The organism is Streptomyces sp. NBC_00440 (assembly GCF_036014215.1).
Taxonomy (GTDB): domain Bacteria; phylum Actinomycetota; class Actinomycetes; order Streptomycetales; family Streptomycetaceae; genus Streptomyces.
Genome location: NZ_CP107921.1, coordinates 1,084,573 through 1,105,243 on the forward strand (window position 1 = coordinate 1,084,573; position 20,671 = coordinate 1,105,243).

Below are 20,671 nucleotides of genomic sequence, written 5' to 3' on the forward strand. Positions count from 1 at the left end.
TGTCCCACATGGACACGGAGCGATGAGCTCACGGCAGCAACTGCCCGTCGGGTTCAGGCAGTGCGCCGCAGCAGTGCGAGGTACATGGCGTCGGTGCCGTGCAGGTGCGGCCACAGCTGTACGTCGGGGCCTTCGCCCACCGCCGCGACCCCCGGCATCAGCGGCCTGACGTCGATCCACTCGGCCTCGACGGGCTGACCGCCGCGGCCCTTCAGGACGTCCTCGACCACGATCCGCGTCTCGGCGAGGTGCGGTGAGCAGGTCGCGTATCCGACGACACCGCCGACCCGTACCGCGCTCAGCGCCTCGCGGAGCAGCCCCCGCTGCAGCGGGGCGAACCCCTCCAGGTCCTCGGGGCGCCGCCGCCACCGGGCCTCGGGCCTGCGGCGCAGCGCGCCGAGCCCGGTGCAGGGCACGTCCATCAGCACCCGGTCGAAGGAGCCGGGCAGCCAGGCCGGCCTGGTGCCGTCGGCGGCGATCACCTGGTACGGGCCCGGGTTGCCCGCGAGCGTCCGCTCGACGAGGCGGGCCCGGTGCGGCTGCTTCTCGGATGCGAGCAGCAGGGCGCCGCGCTGCGCGGCGAGCGCGGCCAGCAGGGCGGCCTTGCCCCCGGGACCCGCGCAGCCGTCGAGCCAGCGCTCGTCGCGGCCCTCCAGCGGCGCGTTCGCCAGGGCGGCGGCCACCAGCTGGCTGCCCTCGTCCTGGACGCCCGCCCGCCCGTCGCGCACCGCTTCGATCGCACCGGGCTCGCCGCCCTCCGCGAGCCGGACGGCGTACGGCGACCAGCGGCCGGGCAGCGCCGAGTCCTCGCCGACGGTCTCCATCAGCTCGTCGGTGGTGGAGCGGCCCGGCCGGGCGACCAGGGTCACCTCGGGGCGTTCGTTGTCCGCTTCGAGAAGGTCCTCGATCCCGGCGCGGCCGCCGCCCAGCGAGTCCCACAGCGCGGAGACGATCCAGCGGGGGTGGGAGTGCACCACGGCGAGATGGGCCTCGGCGTCCTCGTCGTAGGCCGGGGCGACCCGCTCCAGCCAGCCGTCGAGGTCGTCCGCCGCCACCTTGCGCAGCACGGCGTTGACGAACTTGGCCCGACCGTCGCCGAGCACGACCCTGGCCAGTTCCACGCTCGCCGAGACCGCGGCGTGGGTGGGGATACGGGTACCGAGCAGCTGGTGCGCACCGAGTGCCAGCACATCGAGCACCGGCGGGTCGACCTGCCGCAGCGGGCGGTCGATACAGGCCGAGATGACCGCGTCGTACGTGCCCTGCCGGCGCAGCGTCCCGTACACCAGCTCGGTGGCGAGCGCCGCGTCCCGCCCGTCGAAGTCCGGCTTCTCGCGGGCCTTCTTCAGCAGGGGCGGCAGCACGAGGTTGGCGTACGCGTCCCGGTCGTCGACCGCCCGCAGCACTTCGAAGGCGAGGAGCCGCACCGGGTCCTTCTGCGGGCGGCGGTAGGGCTTCGACTGCTGTTTCGGCCGCTGCTGTCCCGGCTGCTGCGTGGGACGGCGACGAGGCTGGTCGGTCACGTGAAAGGTGCTCCGCTGAGGGTGAGGGGGACGAACCCTCTCAGCGTACGTCTGGCACGGCGGGCCGTTCACCCGGGCGCCCCCTGCCCGCCGCGCGTGACGCTCCGGCCGCGCGCTCGGCCGCTCCTGCCACTCCTGCCGCTCCGGTGAGTACGGCGGAGTGCTGCGCCGCGCGCCTACTCGCCGAGCAGTTCCCCGGCGACGATCCGTACACCGCGCGCCCAGTCGGCCGCGCGCATCGGCTTCTTGCCCTGAGGCTGGACCCAGAGCAGCTCCACGGCGTGCGAGCCGGTGCCCGCGTGGACGCTGTTCTTGGCGACGGCCAGTTCGCCGGGGGCCAGGTCCGTGCGGTCGGTGACCGGCGCGAGAGAGACCAGTTTGAGCCGCTCCTCCCGGAAGACGGTCCAGGCACCGGGCGCGGGCGTGCAGCCGCGCACCAGACGGTCCACCCGCATCGCGGGGGCGGACCAGTCCACCCTGGCGTTCTCGACGGTGATCTTCGGGGCGAGCGAGACCCCTTCGGCAGGCTGGGGCACCGCGTGCAGGGTGCCGTCCTCGATCCCGTCCATGGTCGCCACCAGCAGGCCCGATCCCGCGAAGGCCAGCCGGGTGAGCAGATCGCCGCTGGTGTCGCTGGGGCGCACCTCCTCGGTGAGCACCCCGTAGACCGGACCCGAGTCGAGCCCCTCCTCGATCAGGAAGGTCGACGCACCGGTCACCTCGTCGCCCGCGATGATCGAGTGCTGCACGGGCGCCGCACCGCGCCAGGCCGGCAGCAGCGAGAAATGCAGATTGACCCAGCCGCGCGCCGGCACGTCGAGGGCGGTCTTGGGCAGCAGCGCCCCGTACGCCACGACCGGGCAGCAGTCGGGGCCGATCTCCCGCAGCCGTGCCAGGAAGTCCTCGTCCCGCGGCCTGGCCGGCTTCAGCACCTCGATGCCGGCCTCCTCGGCGCGCTGCGCGACCGGGCTCGCCACCAGCCTGCGGCCGCGCCCGGCGGGGGCGTCGGGGCGGGTCACCACAGCGGCCACTTCGTGCCGGCCGGATGCGATCAGGGCGTCCAGGGCGGGGACGGCGACCTCGGGGGTGCCTGCGAAGACGAGTTTCACTGGATGCCTCTCGGACCGACTGCGCACGACTACGAGCAGCGCACCAGTCTACGGGCCCGTTCAGAGGGGGCGTACGCACCGCCGCGCGCCCCTCGCATATGCCCATACGCCCCCGCAGCGTGACCAGAACAGCAGGTGGAGCGTTGGTCAAGAGAGATTGACCGAAATGAAAGTGGGCCGTATGCGCGGCCCGATCCTTTTCAACGCCGGTTCGAGAGGCTTGTTCATGGCCGACCACGCAACCCACGACGCCCAAGCGCGGGCCAGCCTGCACCTGTTGGTCAGAGACATCGAGCGGGTCCGCCGACAGGTGGACGCACTGCGCACCCTCACCGCTCAACTGGGCAATGTCTACCGCCCGCGCCGCTCAGGCCCTTCCACGGGCTTCGTCGTCTACGGCAGGGCTCCCGCCCCGACCGTCCGCCTGGCCCAGGAACTCCGGGACAGCGTCGAGACCCTGGTGACAGCCGCGGTGGACTTCGACCGATCGCTGGGCTTCTCGTGGGACGCGGTGGGCTCGGCGCTCGGCGTCACCAAGCAGGCGGTGCACCGCAGATACGGCACCCGGCGGGCTTCGGCGGCCGCCGCGGTCGCGGCTGCGGCGAACGCCGAGCCGGAGAACACCGCCACCGACGAGGACAGTCAGCCGGCCGCCCCGCCGCACGCCCTGCCGGTGTCACCCGCCCTGCCGTCGGTGCCCGCCGCGCGCTCGATGCCGCCCCAGCCGACGGCGGGCGGCCACTCGCTGCGCGAAGAGGCACGCCCGAGTGCCTTCCCGGGGCCGCGCAACGGCTGACCCGGCCACTCGGCACCGGCACTTCGCCGCTGCCCACCCGCATCAACTGCCCCTCGCGCCGGACCGCGCCGGGGGCAGTCGCGTGCCGGGAGCACGGAGTTCCCGGACTCAACGGAGTTCCCGGACTCCGGTGCCGACGGAGTTCCCGGACTCAGGTCTCGCAGGAACTCAGGTCTCGCAGGAACTCAGGTGTCGCAGGAGACTCAGGTGAAGCAGGAAACGCAGGTGCCGCAGGAAACGCAGATGCCGCCCGTGGCTCAGGCACCCCAACCGGCAAGCACCGAAGGGCCGTTCGGCGTCAGCCGATGTCCGGCGGGTCGACCCTGATCCGTACCGGGTCGCTGCCCCGCGTCAGACGTGCCGCCTGTGCCGTCCGCAGCGCCGATGCGAGCGCCGCTCCGCTCCCCGGCGGCACCCGGACCAGCGCCCGCTCCCAGCTCTCGCCCGGTGGCGGATCGCCGGGTCTGCGGGGCCTGTTGGGGTCGGCGGCGACGATCGGCACGGGTCCCAGTACCTCGGCGTCCTGCGGCAGCCTGACCGCTTCCAGGAACTCCTCCAGCGTCTGCGCCCTCCCCGACACCGCTGCCATCCGCGAGACGGGCGGGAAGCCCAGCTCGGCCCGGTCGGCCAGCTCGCGCACCGCGTGCCCGGCCGGGTCCCAGCGGACCAGTGCCTGTACGGGGCGCAGTGTCGGCTCGGCGACGACCACCACCGTGCCGCCCTCGCTCTGCCCCCGTACCAGCGCGGCCGCGTCGATCCAGCGGCGCAGCGCCTCCTCGCCCGCGCGCAGGTCGGGCCGGCCGAGCATCGCCCAGCCGTCAAGGAGCAGCGCCGCCGCGTATCCGCCTTCGGCGACCGGTTCGGCGCCCGGTGTGCTCACCACCAGGGCGGGCCGCCCGTCCACGGTGTCCAGGACCTGGTCGCGTCCCGACGTCCGTACGGGCACGGCCGGAAACGCCCGGCCCAGCTCCTCGGCGGTCCGCCGCGCGCCGACGACCTGCGCCCGCAGTCTCGTGTGGCCGCACTCCAGGCAGTGCCAGCCGGCCGCGTCGCGCCCGCACCAGCCGCAGGTCAGCGCCCGCTCGTCCGGTGCTTCCAGAGGGCCCGAGCAGTGCGCGCAGCGCGCGGGCGTACGACAGCGCTCGCAGGAGAGTCTCGGCACATAGCCTCTGCGCGGCACCTGCACCAGGACCGGGCCGCTCTTGAGGCCCTCCCGCACGGCCTGCCAGGCGAGGCTGGGCAACCTGGCCGCCCTGGCCCCCTCGTCCCGCGCCAGATCGAGGTCACCCACGGTCCGTACGAGGGGAGCGGCGGCCCGCACCTGTTCCCGGTCCGCGACGAGCGGGGCGGCCCAGCCGGTCTCGACGAGCTGGGCGGCCTCCACCGTGCAGCTCGTACTGCCCAGCAGGAAGGCGCACTTGTCGTGCGCGGCGCGGAGCAGCAGGACCTCGCGGGCGTGCGGCAGCGGCGCGTGCGGTTCGCTGTGGCTGGCGTCCCCGTCCTCCCAGATGACCGCCAGACCGAGATCCTGGACGGGTGCGAACATCGCGGCCCGGGTGCCGACCACGGCCCGCACGGCGCCACGCCGCACCGCGAGCCACTGCCGGTACCGCTTCTCGGGTCCTGCGTCGGCGGTGAGCAGCGCGTGGTGCCCGGGGCCGAGGACCTCCGTGAGCGCGCCGTCCACCCGGGCCGCCGAACGTCCGTCGGGCACCACGACGAGCGCGCCCCGCCCCGAGGACAGCGCGGCGGCGACGGCGAGCGCCAGCTCCTGCGGCCAGTGCGGTCCCGGCAGCGCGGTCCACACGGCCCGCGGCGCCCCGCCCGACGCCAGCGCCCGCAGAAAGCCCGGCCCCTGTCCGTACCGGGCCCAGGTGCCGGGCTCCGGTGCGGGCGGTGGTTCCAGCGGCTCGGGGGACGGCTTCCCCTCGGCCCGCGCGTTCCGCGGTGGCACGGCCAGTTGCAGTACGTCGGCGAGGCTGCCCGCATACCGGTCGGCGACCGCCCGCGCGAGCCCGAGCAGTTCAGGGCTGAGGACGGGCTCGGGCGACACCACCCCGGCCAGCGCGGCGAGCGCTCCCGAGTAGTCCGTATCGGCCCGGCGCTCGACCACGAACCCGTCGATCAGCCCACCGCCCTCCCGGCGGCCGGCACGCACATTGCGGCTGCCGGCGCCGAAGCGGACGCGCACCCGCACACCCGGCTGGGCCGCCTCGTCGAGCTCTTCCGGTACGGCATAGTCGAAGAACTGGTCGAGGTGGAGCACGCCCTTGTTCACCACGACCCTCGCCACGGGCAGCTCCTTGGCGAGAGCGGCCCCGCGCCAGGTGCGCGGCTTGGCCCGGGGCACCTTCGTGCGCCGTACGGTCTCCCTGATGAGGGCAAGCTGCTCGGGGCCCCCGTCGGCAGGGGTCCCGGGCTGCTCGTCGTCGCTGCTCACAGCCAAATTCCTACCAGACCCCACTGACATCGGGTCTGCCGGACGGACGGCTGCGGAGCCGGCGCCGGAGTGCCGCGCCGGTGATCAGGGTCAGTGTCCGGGCGGTGTGTCCAGGGCCAGCGCGGCATACGTCGCCAGCCAGTGGTCGGAGTTGAATTCGCCCGACGAGACAGCCGGGAGCCCCACCGCCAGATGGGCCGCGACCGACTCCTCCACGGCCTCGCGCGCCGGTCCCGCGGGCAGCGCGGCCGCGATGGCGCGCAGCCCCGCCGCCCGGCTCATGGTGAGGCCGAGCAGATGCCCGATCTGCGGGTCGGCGTAGTCCGAGATCACCGGCGGGGTGAGCAGGGAGCACGGGTCACCGCTGGTCAGCGCCGGTACGAAACCGGCGAGCCAGCCGGGGAAATCCGCGGCCGGCAGGACCCGCAGCATCGCGTGCGCCTCGGTCAGCGCGGGCGACAGGAAGTCCTGGCCGGAGGGTTCCCAGTGGAGCGGCGCGTCGTGGTCCCCGGCGAACCAGTCGGTCAGCCGGCCGGCCGCCGCGTCCAGCACCGGACGGGCGAGCCCGGCCCGCTCGCCCGCGTCCAGGACGAGCCCGAGCCCGAAGGCGCTGTTGTTGTGCACTCCGTGCCGGACCGGATACGTAGCCTTGGCCAGCCAGGACTGGAGCAGATCCCCGACGGCGTCCACGGCGGGGGCGAGCGCGTCGGCCCACCGGTCGCCCGCCGCGCCGCCAAGCGCCCGGCATTCGGCGGCGAGCGCCACCAGCCAGGCCCAGCCGTAGGGGCGTTCGAACGACGGGCGGCGGCGCAGATAGGCGGCCTCGACCGCGATGTTGGCGGGGGTCAGATGGACGTCCAGCACCTCGGTGATCCGGCTCGCCGTGGTCGCGGGCAGCGCGTCCGCGCCGCTCCGGTCCCCGCCGTGCGCGGCCGGGCCGAAGCGGCGCAGCAGCCGGACGAGCAGCCAGTGCATGTGCACGGTGGAGTGCCAGTCGTACGACCCGTAGAACGCGGGGTGCAGCTCGCGCGGCGCGACGATCTCCTCAGGGCCTGCGTACAGGTGGGCCGGGGCGTTCGGGTACTCGCGCACCACGTTGTGGAGCGCCAGCTCCGCGAACGGACGCGCGTACTCACGGGGCAGCACGGAGGCCGGGACCGGGGAGGTGGGGGGCATGGCGGTACTCCTTGAGCGGGGCGGTACTGAACGAACTGAGCTGAACGGAGCTGAGGAGGAGGCGGGGCGATTCGGAAGGCGGGGCTCGTTTCGGAGGGCGGTGCGGTCAGAAGGCGGGCGTGGCGGTCAGAAGGCGAACAGCGCGAGGACGGCGATGTTGCAGACAAGGAGCGCCGCCGCCGTGGGCAGTTGGGCCTTGATGGGCCCGTACTGGTCGTCCAGTTCCAGCAGCGCGGCCGGGACCAGGTTGAAGTTGGCGGCCATCGGCGTGACGAGGGTGCCGCAGAAGCCGCACAGCATCCCGATGGCGAGGATCGCCGGGATACTGCCGTGCATCTGCTGGATCAGGACGGGCCAGCCGACCGCCGCTGTCATGACGGGGAAGGCTGCGAAGGCATTGCCCATGACGATCGTGAACAGGACCATGCCGCAGCAGTAGACGAGCACCGCGATGAAACGCTGGCCGTCCGGAAGGATCGCCTCGGTGATCCGTCCGACCTGGTCGCCGACGCCCGCCGTCTGGAAGATGGTCCCGAGCACCGCGAGCAGTTGGGGCAGCACCAGGGCCCACCCCATGGATTCGAGCATGTTGCGCCCGGCGTGCAGGGGGACCGTGATGCGGCGCTCGCGCAGGACGATCATGCCGACCACCAGCGCGGCGATTGCCCCGATACCGAGGCCCAGGATCGTCTCGTACCCCGGCTCCAGGACAGGTTCGCCGCCGATCTTCACCTTCTTCAGCAGCGTCGCGCAGAGCATCGCGACGACCGGGATGGTGAGGGCCGGGAGGAACAGCTTGTTGCCGAGCCGCGCGGCCGAAGCGGCCCGCTCCTCGCGGGGCGGTGTGTGCGGTGTGCCCTTGCCGGTGAGGCCGAAGCCGCCGAGGACGATCAGCACCAGGACGGCGGCACCGAGCGGCTCGGCAGGAAGCGATTTGTCGACCACACCGGTCGAGTAGAAGAAGGAGGCGCCCAGAAGGCCCCAGAAGGACGCCGAACCGAAGCGCCTGGGGTTGGTGCGGTCGCCGGTCATCTGCGCCGCCATCACCAGGAAGACCGCGCCGACCAGCCAGAAGAAGTACTCGGACTTGATCACGTGAGGTCCTCGGGACGGCGTGCGGTTGCGGTGTGGGCGGCGAGTTCGTTCTCGGCGGCGACGACGGCCAGTTCACGCTCCAGCACCCGGTCCAGATGCAGCAGCCGCGCGCCGTGGATGAGGAAGGCGCAGACCGCGGAGGGGATGGCCCAGAGGGCGAGGCTGAGCGGTTCGAGGTGCTGGTTGTACGTCGAGTTGACGAAGCCGGTGATCAGCAGGATCGAGCCGATGGCTATGAAGCAGTCCTCGCCGAAGAACATGCCGATGGTGTCGGCGCCCGAGGCGTGCGAGCGGATCTTCTCGCGGAGCCGCTTCGGCAGCGGACCGCCCGCCCTGGTCTCTGCGGCGGCCTCGGCCATCGGGGCGATCAGCGGGCGCACGCTCTGCGCGGGACCGCCGATGCTGGTCAGTCCGACGGAGGCGGTCAGCTGGCGGATGAGCAGATAGAGGGCGAGGAACCGGCCGGTGGTCAGCGAGCCGAGTCGTCCGATGAGGTTGCGGGCCTGTTCCTGAAGGCCGTAGCGCTCCAGGAGCCCGATGACCGGGAGGGTGATGACGAAGACGGTGACGGAACGGGACGAGGCGAAACTGGTGCCGAACGCGGCCAGCACTTCCTGCGGCGACATCTTGCCGAGCAGTCCGGTCACGATGCCGGCGGCGCCCACCACGAGGAGGGGGTTGCGGCGCGTGGCGAATCCGAGGATCACCACAAGCACGCCGAGGAGAACGATCACGCGTCGGCCTTCTTCCGCGCATGGACCTGTCGGCCCTGATCAGACGGGGATGCTGCGCGAGACCCTAGGCGATTGTTGAACAAACACACAAGAGGTGTTCGTCACCCAGTACGGAGCGGACGGAAGGGGGAACAGCACGGAGCGAGCGGAAGGACGAGCACAGACCTGCCCGCACATCCGCACCCACCACGCGCATCACCACACACCTCCGCACCACACGCATCCACACCCCGGCTCACCCGCAGGGCACATCACCCGGGCCGGCCCGCCACTCACCCGGTCCGCTCACTCGGCGGCGAGGCGCATCGCATAGGCCTCGGCGAGCTGGCGGCGGGAGTCCTCCAGATAGAAGCCCAGCATCCGTTCGGCGCCCACCGCGTCGCCCGCGGCCAGCCGGTCGACGAGCTGCCTGTTCCGGGTGAGATAGGGCTCGTGGAAACGCCGCGGATCCGCCATCACATGGAAAGCGAGGCGCAGCTCGGCCAGCACATTGCGCATCAGCTCGTTCACCCGGGGGCTCCCGGCGAGCGCCGCGAGCGCCTGGTGGAAGCGGATGTTGGCGGTGGAGCAGGCCGCCCACTCGTCCACGGCCGCGGCCCGCTCCCCGGTGGCCACCGCGGCCTCCACGTCGTCCAGCCGGTACGGCGGCTCCCCCAGGGCCCGCAGCGCGGAGCACTCGACCAGCAGCCTGACCTGGTAGATGTCGACGAGGTCCTCGACCGCCAGGACACGGACGAAGACACCTCGGTTCAGCCGGTGCTCCAGCAGCCGCTCATGGGTGAGCAGCCTGAACGCCTCCCGCAGCGTGTTGCGGGACACCGCGAGCGCGGCACTGAGGCTCTCCTCGGACAGACGGCTGCCGGGCTGGAAGTACCCCTCGGTGATCCGCTCCCGCAGGATCGCGGCCACCCGCTCCGCGGTGCCCGCGCCCGTTCCGGCCGGAGCGGCACTGCCTGCGGTCAGCTCCGAGAGGTCCGGAGAAGTCCGGCCCGCTGTCTCCGCCATGTCTCGACCCCTGTCCATCAGTCGTTCGCCGCTCCGCCCCGCGCCGGGCAACGCCGCCAAGTCAACCGCAGTCGCGCGCCCGCACCCAAGCCGACCCCGACCGGCCCCGTACCGGCGTACGGCCGGCTTCCCTCCTCACCCTTGTCAGATTGTTCAACAATTCGTTAGCGTACGCACGTGATGGATCTCAACGCGGACCTCGGCGAGGGCTTCGGCCGGTGGCAGCTCACCGATGACGAGGCCCTGCTCTCCTGTGTGACGAGCGCCAACGTCGCCTGCGGATTCCACGCGGGCGACGCCTCCGTGATGCGCCGGGTGTGCGATACGGCCGCCGCGCGCGGGGTACGTATCGGCGCCCATGTCTCGTACCGGGATCTCGCCGGTTTCGGCCGCCGCTCCATGGATGTGCCGGCCGGCGAACTGGCCGCCGAGGTGGCCTACCAGATCGGCGCGCTGCGGGTCTTCGCGGAGGCCGCCGGGCCGGGTGTCTCGTACGTCAAACCGCACGGCGCCCTCTACAACCGCACCGTCCGGGACGAGGAGCAGGCCGAGGCGGTCGTCGAAGGCATCCGCCTCGCGGGCGGCGGCCTCGCCGTCCTGGGCCTGCCGGGTTCACGGCTGCTCGCGTCCGCCCGGGCCGCGGGCCTGCCCGTGGTCGAGGAGGCGTTCGCCGACCGTGCGTACACCCCGCAGGGCACACTCGTGCCACGCCGCGAACCCGGCGCGGTGATCGAGGACGCCGGAACGGTCGTTCGCCGGTCCGTCGGGATGGCTGTCGACGGTACGGTCACCGCCGTCGACGGCAGCCAGGTGCCGGCCGGAGCCCGCTCCCTGTGCGTGCACGGCGACACCCCCGGTGCGGCCGACGTCGCCCGCCGGATCAGAGCGGCGCTCGAAGAAGCCGGCGTCCGGGTCGGGGCGTTCGCATGAAGAAGGCCGAAGCAGCCCGCACCGACAGCATCCGGGTGCTGCCCGCAGGGCGCCATGGCCTGCTCGTGGAGCTCCCCAGCGGCGCGGCCGCCGAGGCGTTCCACGCCGAACTGCTGCGCCGTCGCACCCTCGGCGTGCTCCCCGGCGTACGCGAGATCGTCCCGGGCGCCCGAACCGTCCTGCTCGACGGCATCGCCGACGGTCCGCCCGGCGCCCCCGAGCGCCTGGCCCGGTCTCTCGTCTCCTGGCGGATACCGCCGCTGCCGCGCGACGCGGGCCCGGCCGTCGAGGTCCCCGTGGTGTACGACGGCCCCGACCTCGCCGATGTGGCAGCCGTCTGGGGCGTCGAGCCCGGCGATGTGGCCCGGATCCACAGCGGCATCGAATTCCGGGTCGCGTTCTCGGGCTTCGCTCCCGGTTTCGGCTATCTGACCGGTCTCCCCGAGCGCTTCCGGGTCCCCCGCCGCGCCACCCCGCGCACCCGGGTCCCCGTTGGATCGCTGGCGCTGGCCGGTCCGTACACCGGCGTGTACCCGCGCGCGTCGCCCGGCGGCTGGCAGCTCATCGGCCGGACACCCGACCCGGACTGCCTCTGGAACCAGGACCGCGACCCCGCCGCACTGCTGACCCCCGGCACCCGGGTCCGTTTCACCGAGGCCCCGGACCGCCACCGCGCTGCCGGAACGCGTACGGAGGAGGAAGCAGCCCAGTGCCAGTGACGCCAGAGACACAAGCGACGACAGCGCTGACAGTGACAGCTGTGCTGCCGCCCATGCTCCAGGTGGTCCGCGCGGGCGCCCTGACCACGGTGCAGGACGGCGGCCGCACCGGGTACGCCCATCTCGGCGTCCCCCGCGCGGGCGCCCTGGACGCCCCGGCCCGGCAACTGGCCAACCGCCTGACCGGCAACCCGGCGGACGCCGCCGTCTTGGAGACGACACTCACCGGCTGCGCGGTCCGCCCCACCCGGGCGGTGACCGCGGTCGTCGGGGGCGCGCCCTGCCGGGTGACGGTCGACGGACGGCCCGCCCCCTGGGGCGCACCGGTCTTCGTGCCCGCCGGTGCGGTACTGGAAGCGCATCCGGCGCAGCACGGGGTCCGCAGCTATCTGGCCTTCGGGGGCGGCCTGCGCCCCGAGCCCGTACTGGGCAGCCGCTCGGCCGACCTGCTCTCGGGCCTCGGCCCGGCCCCCCTGCGCGACGGCGACGCCCTCCCGCTCGGCACACCGCAGGACCACGGAACGACCCCGGGCGCGGACACCGCCCCGTGGCCCGGCATCCCCACCTCGCTGGTACTGCCGGTGCGGCCCGGCCCCCGCCACGACTGGTTCACACCGGCCGCCCTGCGCACCCTGGCGACGGCCGGATACCGGGTGTCGCCGCACAGCAACCGCATCGGCCTGCGCACCGAGGGCCCCGCCCTGGAACGGTCCCGGCACGGCGAACTCCCCAGCGAGGGCGTCGTCCTGGGCTCGGTACAGGTCCCGCCGGACGGCCGCCCGGTGGTCTTCCTCAACGACCACCCGACGACGGGCGGCTACCCGGTGATCGGCGTCGTCCCGGAACCGTCCCTGTCCGCAGCCGCCCAGGCAACACCCGGAACGGAACTCCGTTTCACCCTGATCCGCTGAGCCGGACCCGCACCCCGCACGCGTCGCTGCGGTGGCCGAAATCGCCTTCTCGACATGGCTGACCGTTTCCGGTTCCCTCCAGAACCGGCAACGTTCCCCACCATTTCGGTGTCTCACGAGACATCGTGAGGTCTGCCTGACATGCAAGATCCCGTGTTCATCGGGGCGAACACGGGATCTTTTGCCGCGATGGTGTTGAGACAGATGCTTGGCGTCAGAGCGGTGCCAGGATCATCAGGATTTCGTCGCGATCATCGCCGGGGGCGAGGCGAAGAGCGCCCGGCCAACAACCGATCTCCTTCCAGCCCAAGCGGCCGTAGAAGTCCTCCAGTCCAACGCCGCCGCGGGCAGCCAAGTGGAGTTGTTCCAGCCCCATCTCGTCGCGGGCGATGTCACGAACGTGATTCATGAGAGCAGCCCCGATGCCGCGGCCCCGCAGGCCCGTCCGTGTCTGGACATGGTGGAGCGTCCCCCAGTGGGAGATGACCTCAAAGGGATCACGCCGAACGTTCAGCCACCCGGCGAGGTTGCCGTTGATCGATGCGACCACGAGGCGGCTCGTCTCAGGGACAAGGCCCTTGACGAGGGAGTCGACCGCAGGGGCGGCCTGGCTCGCGTCGATGGGCGGGAAGGGGAACCCTGCTGCTCCGCCGGCGTTGGTGACCTCAATCCAGCATCCGATGAGTGCTTGCCTCAGCTCCGGCGTGACGTCACCTGGGGCTGTGACCTGTCGCAGGTCGAGGGGTTCGCTATGCATGCAGGAGATGCTTGCACCCAGCACTGACAGTTCTGGGTGGGCCCGGGGGCAGCATGGGCCGATCGTTTCGGTTCGAGAGGCGCGTCGTTCGTCGCGTGCGATGATGGCGCCGCGTCCGGCGAGTTCTTCGCGTAGGCCCGCTTTGTCACGGTGCAGGGCAGTGATCACGGTGGCTGCTGCGTCGAAGCGCCCCTGGGCTGGGTCCGCTCACGTCTCAGTTCTTTCAACTGGCATCGGACTTCACCAAGTTCGGTGTCTCGGCGGACTTCGCCGGGGGTTCGGGCGCCGGTCGCGACTGTCCGCGCGTTCCACTCGGTGAGGATGTCGGGGGCCCGGTTCATCGTGGCTCGGCTGATGCCGGGGCGTTCTGCTGGCCCGGGACCAGGAGCGGCTGGCCGCGCTGGCCTCCGTGCGCAAGGACGAAGCGGTCTGGGAGCACGAGCGGAAGTTCGAGCAGAGCCGTCGGACCTATCTGGGTGAGGACGTCCTGCGGGACACCGGCAGCGCGGTGGTGTGGTGGCTGCACCGGAACGACGACCGCGTGGACAGGACCGTCAAGGACATCGGCCTGCTCGCCCAGCTCACATCGGCCGCCAACAACCAGGACGTCGACGAGAAGTTCCGGCATCTGGTGGAACGCCCGCCCGAGGAGGGGCCGGGGATTCCGCCCATCGGGACACCGGCGCCGCCCACCGGGCCGGGCGGCGCTCCGGGAACTGCCCCCGGAGAGGCAGCGCCCCCGACGTCACCGGCCGGGGCTGGGCTGGGCGACGCCTTCGCTCAGCTGGTGCACGCCGCCGGACTGGGGCCGGAGGACCCGGTGGTCTCCCTGCTCGCCGGGCAGGTCGCCGGGACACTGCGCTATCTCGACGGGGACCCCGCGGCCGAGATCCACACGAGGTTCGGCTCGTCTCCCGGCCGGCCCTCGCCCCACGTCAATGGAGCGGGACCCGCCGGGCCTCCCCCGCCTGCGGAGTCGGTCCCGTTCTGATCTCCTCCTGATCCGTTCCGATCCGGTTCTGACCGGGTTCGGATCCGGCCCGTTCCGGGGTACGACACAGCGCTGCCCGGCGCCTCCGTCGGGAGGGGCCGGGCAGTGCTGTGTCAGGAACGAGCGGGCTTACAGCCCCGCGGCCTTGCGCAGTGCGTCCACGCGGTCCGTGCGCTCCCAGGTGAAGTCGGGGAGTTCGCGGCCGAAGTGGCCGTACGCGGCGGTCTGGGCGTAGATCGGGCGCAGCAGGTCCAGGTCGCGGATGATCGCGGCCGGACGGAGGTCGAAGACCTCCGAGATGGCGTGCTCGATCTTCTCGACGTCGGTGGCGGCGGTGCCGAAGGTCTCGACGAACAGGCCCACCGGCTCGGCCTTGCCGATCGCGTAGGCGACCTGGACCTCGCAGCGGGTGGCGAGGCCTGCGGCCACCACGTTCTTGGCGACCCAGCGCATCGCGTACGCCGCCGAGCGGTCCACCTTCGACGGGTCCTTACCCGAGAACGCGCCGCCGCCGTGGCGGGCCATCCCGCCGTACGTGTCGATGATGATCTTGCGACCGGTCAGACCCGCGTCACCCATCGGGCCACCGATCTCGAAACGACCGGTCGGATTGACCAGCAGCCGGTACCCCTCGGTGTCCAGCTTGATGCCGTCATCGATCAGCTGCTTCAGCACATGCTCGACAACGAACTCACGAATGTCCGGGGCGAGCAGCGAGTCCAGATCGATATCACTCGCATGCTGCGAGGAGACCACGACCGTGTCCAGCCGCAGCGCCTTGTCACCGTCGTACTCAATGGTGACCTGAGTCTTCCCGTCCGGACGCAGATACGGGATCGTCCCGTTCTTACGAACCTCGGACAGACGACGCGACAACCGGTGCGCCAGATGGATCGGCAGCGGCATCAGCTCGGGCGTCTCGTCACACGCGTAGCCGAACATCAGGCCCTGGTCGCCCGCGCCCTGCTTGTCGAGATCATCATCCTCGGTACCCGAAGCGGCCACCCGCTTCTCGTACGCGGTGTCGACACCCTGCGCGATGTCCGGGGACTGCGCCCCGATCGACACCGACACACCACAGGAAGCACCGTCGAAGCCCTTCTTCGACGAGTCGTAACCGATCTCCAGGATCTTCTCCCGCACGAGCTGCGCGATCGGCGCGTACGCCTTCGTGGTGACCTCACCGGCCACATGCACCTGGCCCGTGGTGATCAGCGTCTCCACGGCCACACGGGAAGCGGGGTCCTCACGCAGAAGCGCGTCGAGAATCGTGTCGCTGATCTGGTCAGCGATCTTGTCAGGGTGGCCCTCGGTAACAGATTCCGAGGTGAACAGACGACGGGACACAACGCTCCCTGGGGTTGCAGCGGCTGCTGGCTGATCATGGGTGGAGTGGGCCGGGGGCTGCGCCCGGCTCATTCCGTGACCAGTTTATCGGTCGCCTCCGGTCAACGGGGAACGTGTCTCGCTCCGTGGGAGTCGTGTGACCAGAGGCACTGCACCGGCGGTACGGCCTTACGACCGCCGAAATGGGGTGGAAAACGGCCTCCACCGGCTTCCTCCGACCCGGTGGCTGTCACCAGATTTTCATCCGAAGCGCGATACCACCAGATCCCAGACGGTATCGGCAAGGGCTTCCTTGGAGCCGTACGGCACGGCGGTCTCGTCACCCCCGGCCGCGAGGACGACCGCTTCGTTCTCCTCGGAGCCGAAGGTCTTGTCCTCCCCGACCTCGTTGACGACGAGCAGATCACAGCCCTTGCGCCGCAGCTTGTGCCGTCCGTTGGAGAGCACGTCGTCCGTCTCCGCCGCGAATCCGACCACGACCTGTCCGGGCGTGGCGCGCTCCGCGGAGATCTCGGCGAGGATGTCCGGATTGCGGACCAGCGCGATGGGTGCGGGCTCCTGGCCGTCCCGCTTCTTGATCTTGCCCCGGGCGTAGGCCGCGGGCCGGAAGTCGGCCACCGCTGCCGCCATGACCACCGCGTCGGCGTCGGCCGCGGCCTTCAGTACCGCCTCCCGCAGCTGCACCGCCGTCCCCACGTGCACCACATCGGCCCCGGCCGGTGCGGGCAGTCCGGTGTTGGCCTCGATCAGCGTCACCCGGGCGCCGCGTGCGACAGCCGTACGGGCCAGGGCGTACCCCTGTTTGCCCGACGAGCGGTTCCCCAGATAGCGGACCGGGTCGAGCGGTTCACGGGTGCCGCCGGCGCTGACGACGACATGGCGGCCCGCGAGGTCGGGCTCCGCGGTCCCGCGGGTGAGCACCCGGCGGCAGGTCTCGAAGATCTCGCCGGGGTCGGGCAGCCTGCCCTTGCCGGTGTCCACGCCGGTGAGGCGCCCGACAGCCGGCTCGATCACGACGGCGCCGCGACGGCGCAGCGTCGCCACGTTCTCCTGGGTGGCCGGGTGCTCCCACATCTCGGTGTGCATCGCCGGGGCGAAGACCACCGGACATCGGGCGGTGAGGAGCGTGTTGGTCAGCAGGTCGTCGGCGAGCCCGTGGGCGGCCTTCGCGAGCAGGTCGGCGGTGGCGGGGGCGACCAGCACCAGATCCGCGCCCTGGCCGATCCGCACATGCGGGACCTCGTGGACGTCGGACCAGACCTCGGTGGACACCGGGTGGCCGGAGAGCGCCGACCAGGTCGCGGCGCCGACGAAGTGGAGGGCGGAACCGGTCGGCACGACCCGTACGTCATGGCCGGACTCGGTCAGCCTGCGCAGCACCTCGCACGCCTTGTACGCGGCGATGCCTCCGCTGACCCCCAGAACGACCTTCGGCTTCTCCGCCACGTCCACGTCTCCCCGGCTTCGCTCCGCATTCGGATTCGTACACCCCCATGCTGCATCACGGGCAGGGCAGCGCTCCGGGGGGCCCCGGGAAACACTCCGGGCCCGGCAGCTGTGCTGCCGGGCCCGGAGTGAAAGAAATCACTGTCTGCGTTACTGCGCGGGGCCTTCGATGGCCTCGGAGGTCAGCAGACCCGCGTTGATCTCGCGGAGCGCGATCGAGAGGGGCTTCTCGTGGACGTGAGTGTCCACCAGCGGACCGACGTACTCCAGCAGGCCTTCGCCGAGCTGCGAGTAGTACGCGTTGATCTGACGCGCGCGCTTGGCGGCGTAGATCACAAGGCTGTACTTGGAGTCGGTTGCCTCGAGCAGCTCATCAATCGGCGGGTTGATGATGCCCTCGGGCGTGGTGATGGAAGAGGACACTCTCTGCCTTCCGATGGAGTGAAAATCAAAGAACCTTGACCAAGGCTAGCAGCTCGCGGGCCACGTCCTCGACGGAGGTATTGACAAGAGTCGTATCGAACTCCGACTCCGCGGCCAGTTCGATCTTCGCGGCCGCCAGCCTGCGTTCGATGACATCGGGCGGTTCGGTCCCGCGCCCGGTGAGCCGGCGGACCAGCTCGTCCCAGCTGGGCGGTGCCAGGAAGACCAGCTGGGCCTCGGGCATCGAATCCCGTACGAGCCGGGCGCCCTGGAGATCGATCTCCAGGAGCACCGGCTCCCCCGCTGCCAGGCGGTCCAGGACGGCCCGGCGCGGGGTGCCGTACCGATTGCCCGCGAATTCGGCCCACTCCAGCAGCTCACCGTTGGCGACGAGCTTGTCGAACTCCTCGTCGTCCACGAAAAAGTACTGGACGCCGTGGCGCTCGCCGGGGCGTGGCTTGCGGGTCGTCGCCGACACCGAGAGCCAGACCTCGGGGTGAACCTTGCGCATATGGGCGACGACCGTGCTCTTGCCGACCCCGGAGGGGCCGGAGAGCACGGTCAACCGCGGATGGGGGTCCGGGGGTACGGGGGTCGTCCCCCGGGGTGTTGCAGCCATGCGGCGATTATTCCAGCTTCCCGGGGGTGCCCGGGACGTCAGGCAGCGCCGCCACCGAACTCGCGCTCCAAAGAGGCGATCTGATTGGAGCCGAGACCGCGCACTCGGCGGCTCTCGGAGATGCCGAGCCGCTCCATGATCTGCTTGGCGCGGACCTTGCCCACACCGGGCAGGGACTCAAGGAGAGCGGAGACCTTCATCTTCCCGATGACGCCATTCTCCTGGCCCTGCTTGATGACCTCGTGCAGGGAGGCGCCGGAGTGCTTGAGTCGATTCTTGACCTCGGCCCGCTCCCGGCGAGCCGCGGCGGCCTTTTCGAGCGCGGCTGCGCGCTGTTCAGGGGTAAGGGGCGGAAGAGCCACGCCTACGTCACCTCGGATGTCGAACTGTCGGATACGGACCGGTGAGGAACCTGATCGCCCCACACCTGCGGAGCGACGAACAAGAGAATTGCACGTCGGCTCTCGACGGAGACTAGCGGCCAGGGCCGCTCCAGTCAGCGAGAACAGACGAAAAGTCCTGGTCAGCCTTGGCCGGAGGGGATATTTAGGGCATAACACCCCGGTTTTCGGCCCACCGGACCGGAACTGGCTGAATCTCGCCGCACCGCCCCGGGTTTCCGGCCCGGGTTTCGCGCCCGGCCCGGCCCCGGACCTCGCTGACCGGCCGGACGCTCGCTAACCGGCGACCGCGGTACGCACTTCGTCGGCGAACCGGGCGGCCGAATCGCGGAGGGCCGCGGTGTCGGGCCCGTGGCGCAGGACTCCCCGGCTGACGCTCGGCACCACGTTGCCGACCGCCGAACCGAACACCCGGGGCAGATCCGCGGGCGTCGCCCCCTGGGCGCCGATGCCGGGGGCGAGCAGCGGGCCGTTGATGTCCAGGCGTACCCCCGGGTCGCCGAGCGTCGCACCGACGACGGCGCCCACCGAGCCGAGAGGGTCGGCGCCCTCGTTCTCGGCCGCCATGTGGTCGAGCATCACCCGGGCGAGCGGCCGGCCGTCGGGCACCGTGGCCCGCTGGACCTCGGCGCCCTCCGGGTTGGAGGTCAGCGCGAGGACGAAGACACCCGCGCCGCTGAGCACCGCCGCGTCCAGGGCCGGCCGCAGCGAGCCGAAGCCGAGGTACGGCGAGAGGGTCACCGCGTCCGAGAAGAGCGGCGAGCCCTGGTCCAGATAGGTGGCGGCGTAGGCGCCCATGGTCGAGCCGATGTCGCCGCGCTTGGCGTCCATGAGCACCAGGGCCCCGGCCGAACGCGCCTCGGCGACGGCCTTCTCCAGGACAGCGATGCCGCGTGAGCCGAACCGCTCGAAGAAGGCGGACTGCGGCTTGAGCACCGCGACCCGGTCGGCCAGCGCCTCCACGACCGTGCGTGTGAAGCGCTCCAGACCGGCGATGTCGTCGCCGAGGCCCCAGGCGGTCAGCAGGGAGGCGTGCGGGTCGATACCGACGCAGAGCGGCCCGCGGGTGTCCATCGCCCGGCGCAGCCGGGTGCCGAACGGTTCGAGTGGCTGCTGGGGCGTCATCGGGTGGCCTTCCGGGTGTCGGCGCCGACGGCTTCGGCGAGGGTGGCGTACGGGCTGTTGCGCAGCCGGGCCGCGAGGCCCTTGTGGATCGCGCGGGCCCAGAACGGGCCCTGGTAGATGAAGGCGCTGTAGCCCTGGACCAGCGTGGCCCCTGCCAGGATCCGCTGCCAGGCGTCGTCGGCGGTCTCGATGCCGCCGACCCCGATCAGGGTGAGGTCGCCGCCCACGCGCCCGTGCAGACGGCGCAGGACCTCCAGGGAGCGTTCCTTGAGCGGTGCGCCGGAGAGGCCGCCGGTCTCCTCCGTGAGCTCGGGGGCGGACCGCAGGCCGAGGCTGTCGCGCGCGATGGTGGTGTTGGTGGCGATGATGCCGTCCAGGCCCAGTTCCACCGCCAGGTCGGCGACGGCGTCCACGTCCTCGTCGGCCAGGTCGGGGGCGATCTTCACCAGGAGCGGGACCCGCCGCTCCGTGACGGTGCGGTCGGCCGCCTCGCGTACGGCGGTCAGCAGCGGGCGCAGCGCTTCCGTGGCCTGGAGGTTCCGCAGCCCCGGGGTGTTCGGCGACGACACATTGACGACCAGATAGTCGGCGTGGCGGGCCAGCCGTTCGGTCGATGTGACGTAGTCGCCGGTGGCTTCCTCCTCGGGGACGACCTTGGTCTTGCCGATGTTGACGCCGACGGTGGTCCTGAAGACGGGGTTACGGGCCGCCAGACGGGCCGCCACGGCCGCGGAGCCCTCATTGTTGAAGCCCATGCGGTTGATGAGCGCGCGGTCCGCCACCAGGCGGAAGAGCCGCTTCCTGGGGTTGCCGGGCTGGGGCTGCGCGGTGACGGTGCCGATCTCGACGTGGTCGAAGCCGAGCATGGTCATGCCGTCGATGGCGACCGCGTTCTTGTCGAAGCCGGCGGCGAGGCCGAAGGGTCCGTGCATCCGCAGACCGAGGGCCTCCGTACGCAGTTCCTTGTGGCGGGGCGCGAGAGCGGCGGCTGCGAAGGTGCGCAGCACCGGGATCCGTGCCGCGGTGCGGATCCAGCGGAAGGCCAGGTGGTGGGCGCGCTCGGGGTCCATCCGCTTGAAGACCAGGTCGAAGAAGAGTTTGTACATCCGGCTTTCCTCATGACG

The 20,671-nt window shown here is 71.6% G+C and carries 20 protein-coding genes; 5 read left to right on the plus strand and 15 right to left on the minus strand.

Going from position 1 to position 20,671, the window contains the following annotated elements; genetic code table 11:
• Positions 1–53 precede the first annotated feature (53 nt).
• Positions 54–1,523: an RsmB/NOP family class I SAM-dependent RNA methyltransferase gene (locus OHB13_RS04815; protein ID WP_443062924.1), complete on the minus strand. Its 1,470-nt coding sequence runs from the start codon at positions 1,521–1,523 to the stop codon at positions 54–56.
• Positions 1,524–1,699: 176 nt separating this feature from the next.
• Positions 1,700–2,632 carry a methionyl-tRNA formyltransferase gene (gene fmt / locus OHB13_RS04820; protein WP_328375878.1) on the minus strand — a complete coding sequence of 311 codons (933 nt, stop codon included), beginning with the start codon at positions 2,630–2,632 and terminating at the stop codon, positions 1,700–1,702.
• Positions 2,633–2,858: 226 nt separating this feature from the next.
• Here fmt and OHB13_RS04825 point away from each other — a divergent pair, with 226 nt between their 5' ends.
• On the plus strand, positions 2,859–3,428 hold the full coding sequence (locus OHB13_RS04825) for a hypothetical protein (protein WP_266858995.1): 570 nt from the start codon (positions 2,859–2,861) through the stop codon (positions 3,426–3,428).
• A 298-nt stretch (positions 3,429–3,726) separates the two neighbouring features.
• Here OHB13_RS04825 and OHB13_RS04830 read toward each other — a convergent pair whose 3' ends face one another.
• The 5 genes from OHB13_RS04830 to OHB13_RS04850 all read right to left on the minus strand — a co-directional run bounded on the left by OHB13_RS04830 (position 3,727) and on the right by OHB13_RS04850 (position 9,878).
• On the minus strand, positions 3,727–5,898 hold the full coding sequence (locus OHB13_RS04830) for a primosomal protein N' (protein ID WP_443062925.1): 2,172 nt from the start codon (positions 5,896–5,898) through the stop codon (positions 3,727–3,729).
• A gap of 60 nt (positions 5,899–5,958) precedes the next feature.
• Positions 5,959–7,044 carry a DUF2891 domain-containing protein gene (locus OHB13_RS04835; protein ID WP_328375880.1) on the minus strand — a complete coding sequence of 362 codons (1,086 nt, stop codon included), beginning with the start codon at positions 7,042–7,044 and terminating at the stop codon, positions 5,959–5,961.
• Between the two features lie 126 nt (positions 7,045–7,170).
• A complete protein-coding gene (locus OHB13_RS04840) occupies positions 7,171–8,139 on the minus strand; it encodes a DUF979 domain-containing protein (protein WP_328375882.1) in 969 nt (322 codons plus the stop codon).
• Positions 8,136–8,873 (minus strand): DUF969 domain-containing protein, encoded by a 738-nt coding sequence (locus OHB13_RS04845; RefSeq protein WP_266858987.1) that lies wholly within the window; start codon positions 8,871–8,873, stop codon positions 8,136–8,138. The genes OHB13_RS04840 and OHB13_RS04845 overlap by 4 nt, the downstream gene beginning before the upstream one ends.
• Before the next feature lie 285 nt (positions 8,874–9,158).
• Positions 9,159–9,878, minus strand: a complete 720-nt coding sequence (locus OHB13_RS04850; protein ID WP_328375884.1) for a GntR family transcriptional regulator — start codon at positions 9,876–9,878, stop codon at positions 9,159–9,161.
• Positions 9,879–10,058: 180 nt separating this feature from the next.
• Between OHB13_RS04850 and OHB13_RS04855 the strand changes: the two genes are divergently transcribed.
• The 3 genes from OHB13_RS04855 to OHB13_RS04865 are packed head-to-tail and all read left to right on the plus strand — an operon-like array spanning position 10,059 to position 12,438.
• Entirely contained in the window at positions 10,059–10,808 is a 750-nt protein-coding gene (locus OHB13_RS04855) for a LamB/YcsF family protein (protein ID WP_328380216.1), read from the plus strand.
• The gene (locus OHB13_RS04860; RefSeq protein WP_328375886.1) at positions 10,805–11,527 is read left to right on the plus strand and encodes a 5-oxoprolinase subunit B family protein; all 723 of its coding nucleotides are present in this window, start codon (positions 10,805–10,807) and stop codon (positions 11,525–11,527) included. The genes OHB13_RS04855 and OHB13_RS04860 overlap by 4 nt, the downstream gene beginning before the upstream one ends.
• A 53-nt stretch (positions 11,528–11,580) precedes the next feature.
• The gene (locus OHB13_RS04865) at positions 11,581–12,438 is read left to right on the plus strand and encodes a biotin-dependent carboxyltransferase family protein (protein ID WP_328380217.1); all 858 of its coding nucleotides are present in this window, start codon (positions 11,581–11,583) and stop codon (positions 12,436–12,438) included.
• A 214-nt stretch (positions 12,439–12,652) separates the two neighbouring features.
• On the opposite strand, the gene OHB13_RS04870 is transcribed toward OHB13_RS04865, so the two are convergent.
• Positions 12,653–13,195 carry a GNAT family N-acetyltransferase gene (locus tag OHB13_RS04870; RefSeq protein ID WP_328375888.1) on the minus strand — a complete coding sequence of 181 codons (543 nt, stop codon included), beginning with the start codon at positions 13,193–13,195 and terminating at the stop codon, positions 12,653–12,655.
• A 409-nt stretch (positions 13,196–13,604) separates the two neighbouring features.
• On the opposite strand from OHB13_RS04870, the gene OHB13_RS04875 reads away from it, so the two are divergent.
• A complete protein-coding gene (locus OHB13_RS04875; RefSeq protein ID WP_328375890.1) occupies positions 13,605–14,186 on the plus strand; it encodes a hypothetical protein in 582 nt (193 codons plus the stop codon).
• A gap of 129 nt (positions 14,187–14,315) precedes the next feature.
• Here OHB13_RS04875 and metK read toward each other — a convergent pair whose 3' ends face one another.
• From metK to OHB13_RS04910, 7 genes are all read right to left on the minus strand, one after another.
• A complete protein-coding gene (gene metK, locus OHB13_RS04880) occupies positions 14,316–15,533 on the minus strand; it encodes a methionine adenosyltransferase (protein ID WP_266858979.1) in 1,218 nt (405 codons plus the stop codon).
• 240 nt (positions 15,534–15,773) lie between these two features.
• Positions 15,774–16,985: a bifunctional phosphopantothenoylcysteine decarboxylase/phosphopantothenate--cysteine ligase CoaBC gene (coaBC, locus tag OHB13_RS04885; protein ID WP_405749782.1), complete on the minus strand. Its 1,212-nt coding sequence runs from the start codon at positions 16,983–16,985 to the stop codon at positions 15,774–15,776.
• Between the two features lie 144 nt (positions 16,986–17,129).
• The gene (gene rpoZ / locus OHB13_RS04890; protein WP_003970369.1) at positions 17,130–17,402 is read right to left on the minus strand and encodes a DNA-directed RNA polymerase subunit omega; all 273 of its coding nucleotides are present in this window, start codon (positions 17,400–17,402) and stop codon (positions 17,130–17,132) included.
• A 25-nt stretch (positions 17,403–17,427) separates the two neighbouring features.
• The gene (gene gmk, locus OHB13_RS04895) at positions 17,428–18,021 is read right to left on the minus strand and encodes a guanylate kinase (RefSeq protein WP_328375894.1); all 594 of its coding nucleotides are present in this window, start codon (positions 18,019–18,021) and stop codon (positions 17,428–17,430) included.
• A gap of 38 nt (positions 18,022–18,059) precedes the next feature.
• Positions 18,060–18,383 (minus strand): integration host factor, encoded by a 324-nt coding sequence (locus OHB13_RS04900; protein ID WP_266858973.1) that lies wholly within the window; start codon positions 18,381–18,383, stop codon positions 18,060–18,062.
• A 315-nt stretch (positions 18,384–18,698) separates the two neighbouring features.
• Positions 18,699–19,547, minus strand: a complete 849-nt coding sequence (gene pyrF, locus OHB13_RS04905) for an orotidine-5'-phosphate decarboxylase (protein WP_328375896.1) — start codon at positions 19,545–19,547, stop codon at positions 18,699–18,701.
• The gene (locus tag OHB13_RS04910; protein WP_328375898.1) at positions 19,544–20,653 is read right to left on the minus strand and encodes a quinone-dependent dihydroorotate dehydrogenase; all 1,110 of its coding nucleotides are present in this window, start codon (positions 20,651–20,653) and stop codon (positions 19,544–19,546) included. The genes pyrF and OHB13_RS04910 overlap by 4 nt, the downstream gene beginning before the upstream one ends.
• Positions 20,654–20,671: the final 18 nt, after the last annotated feature.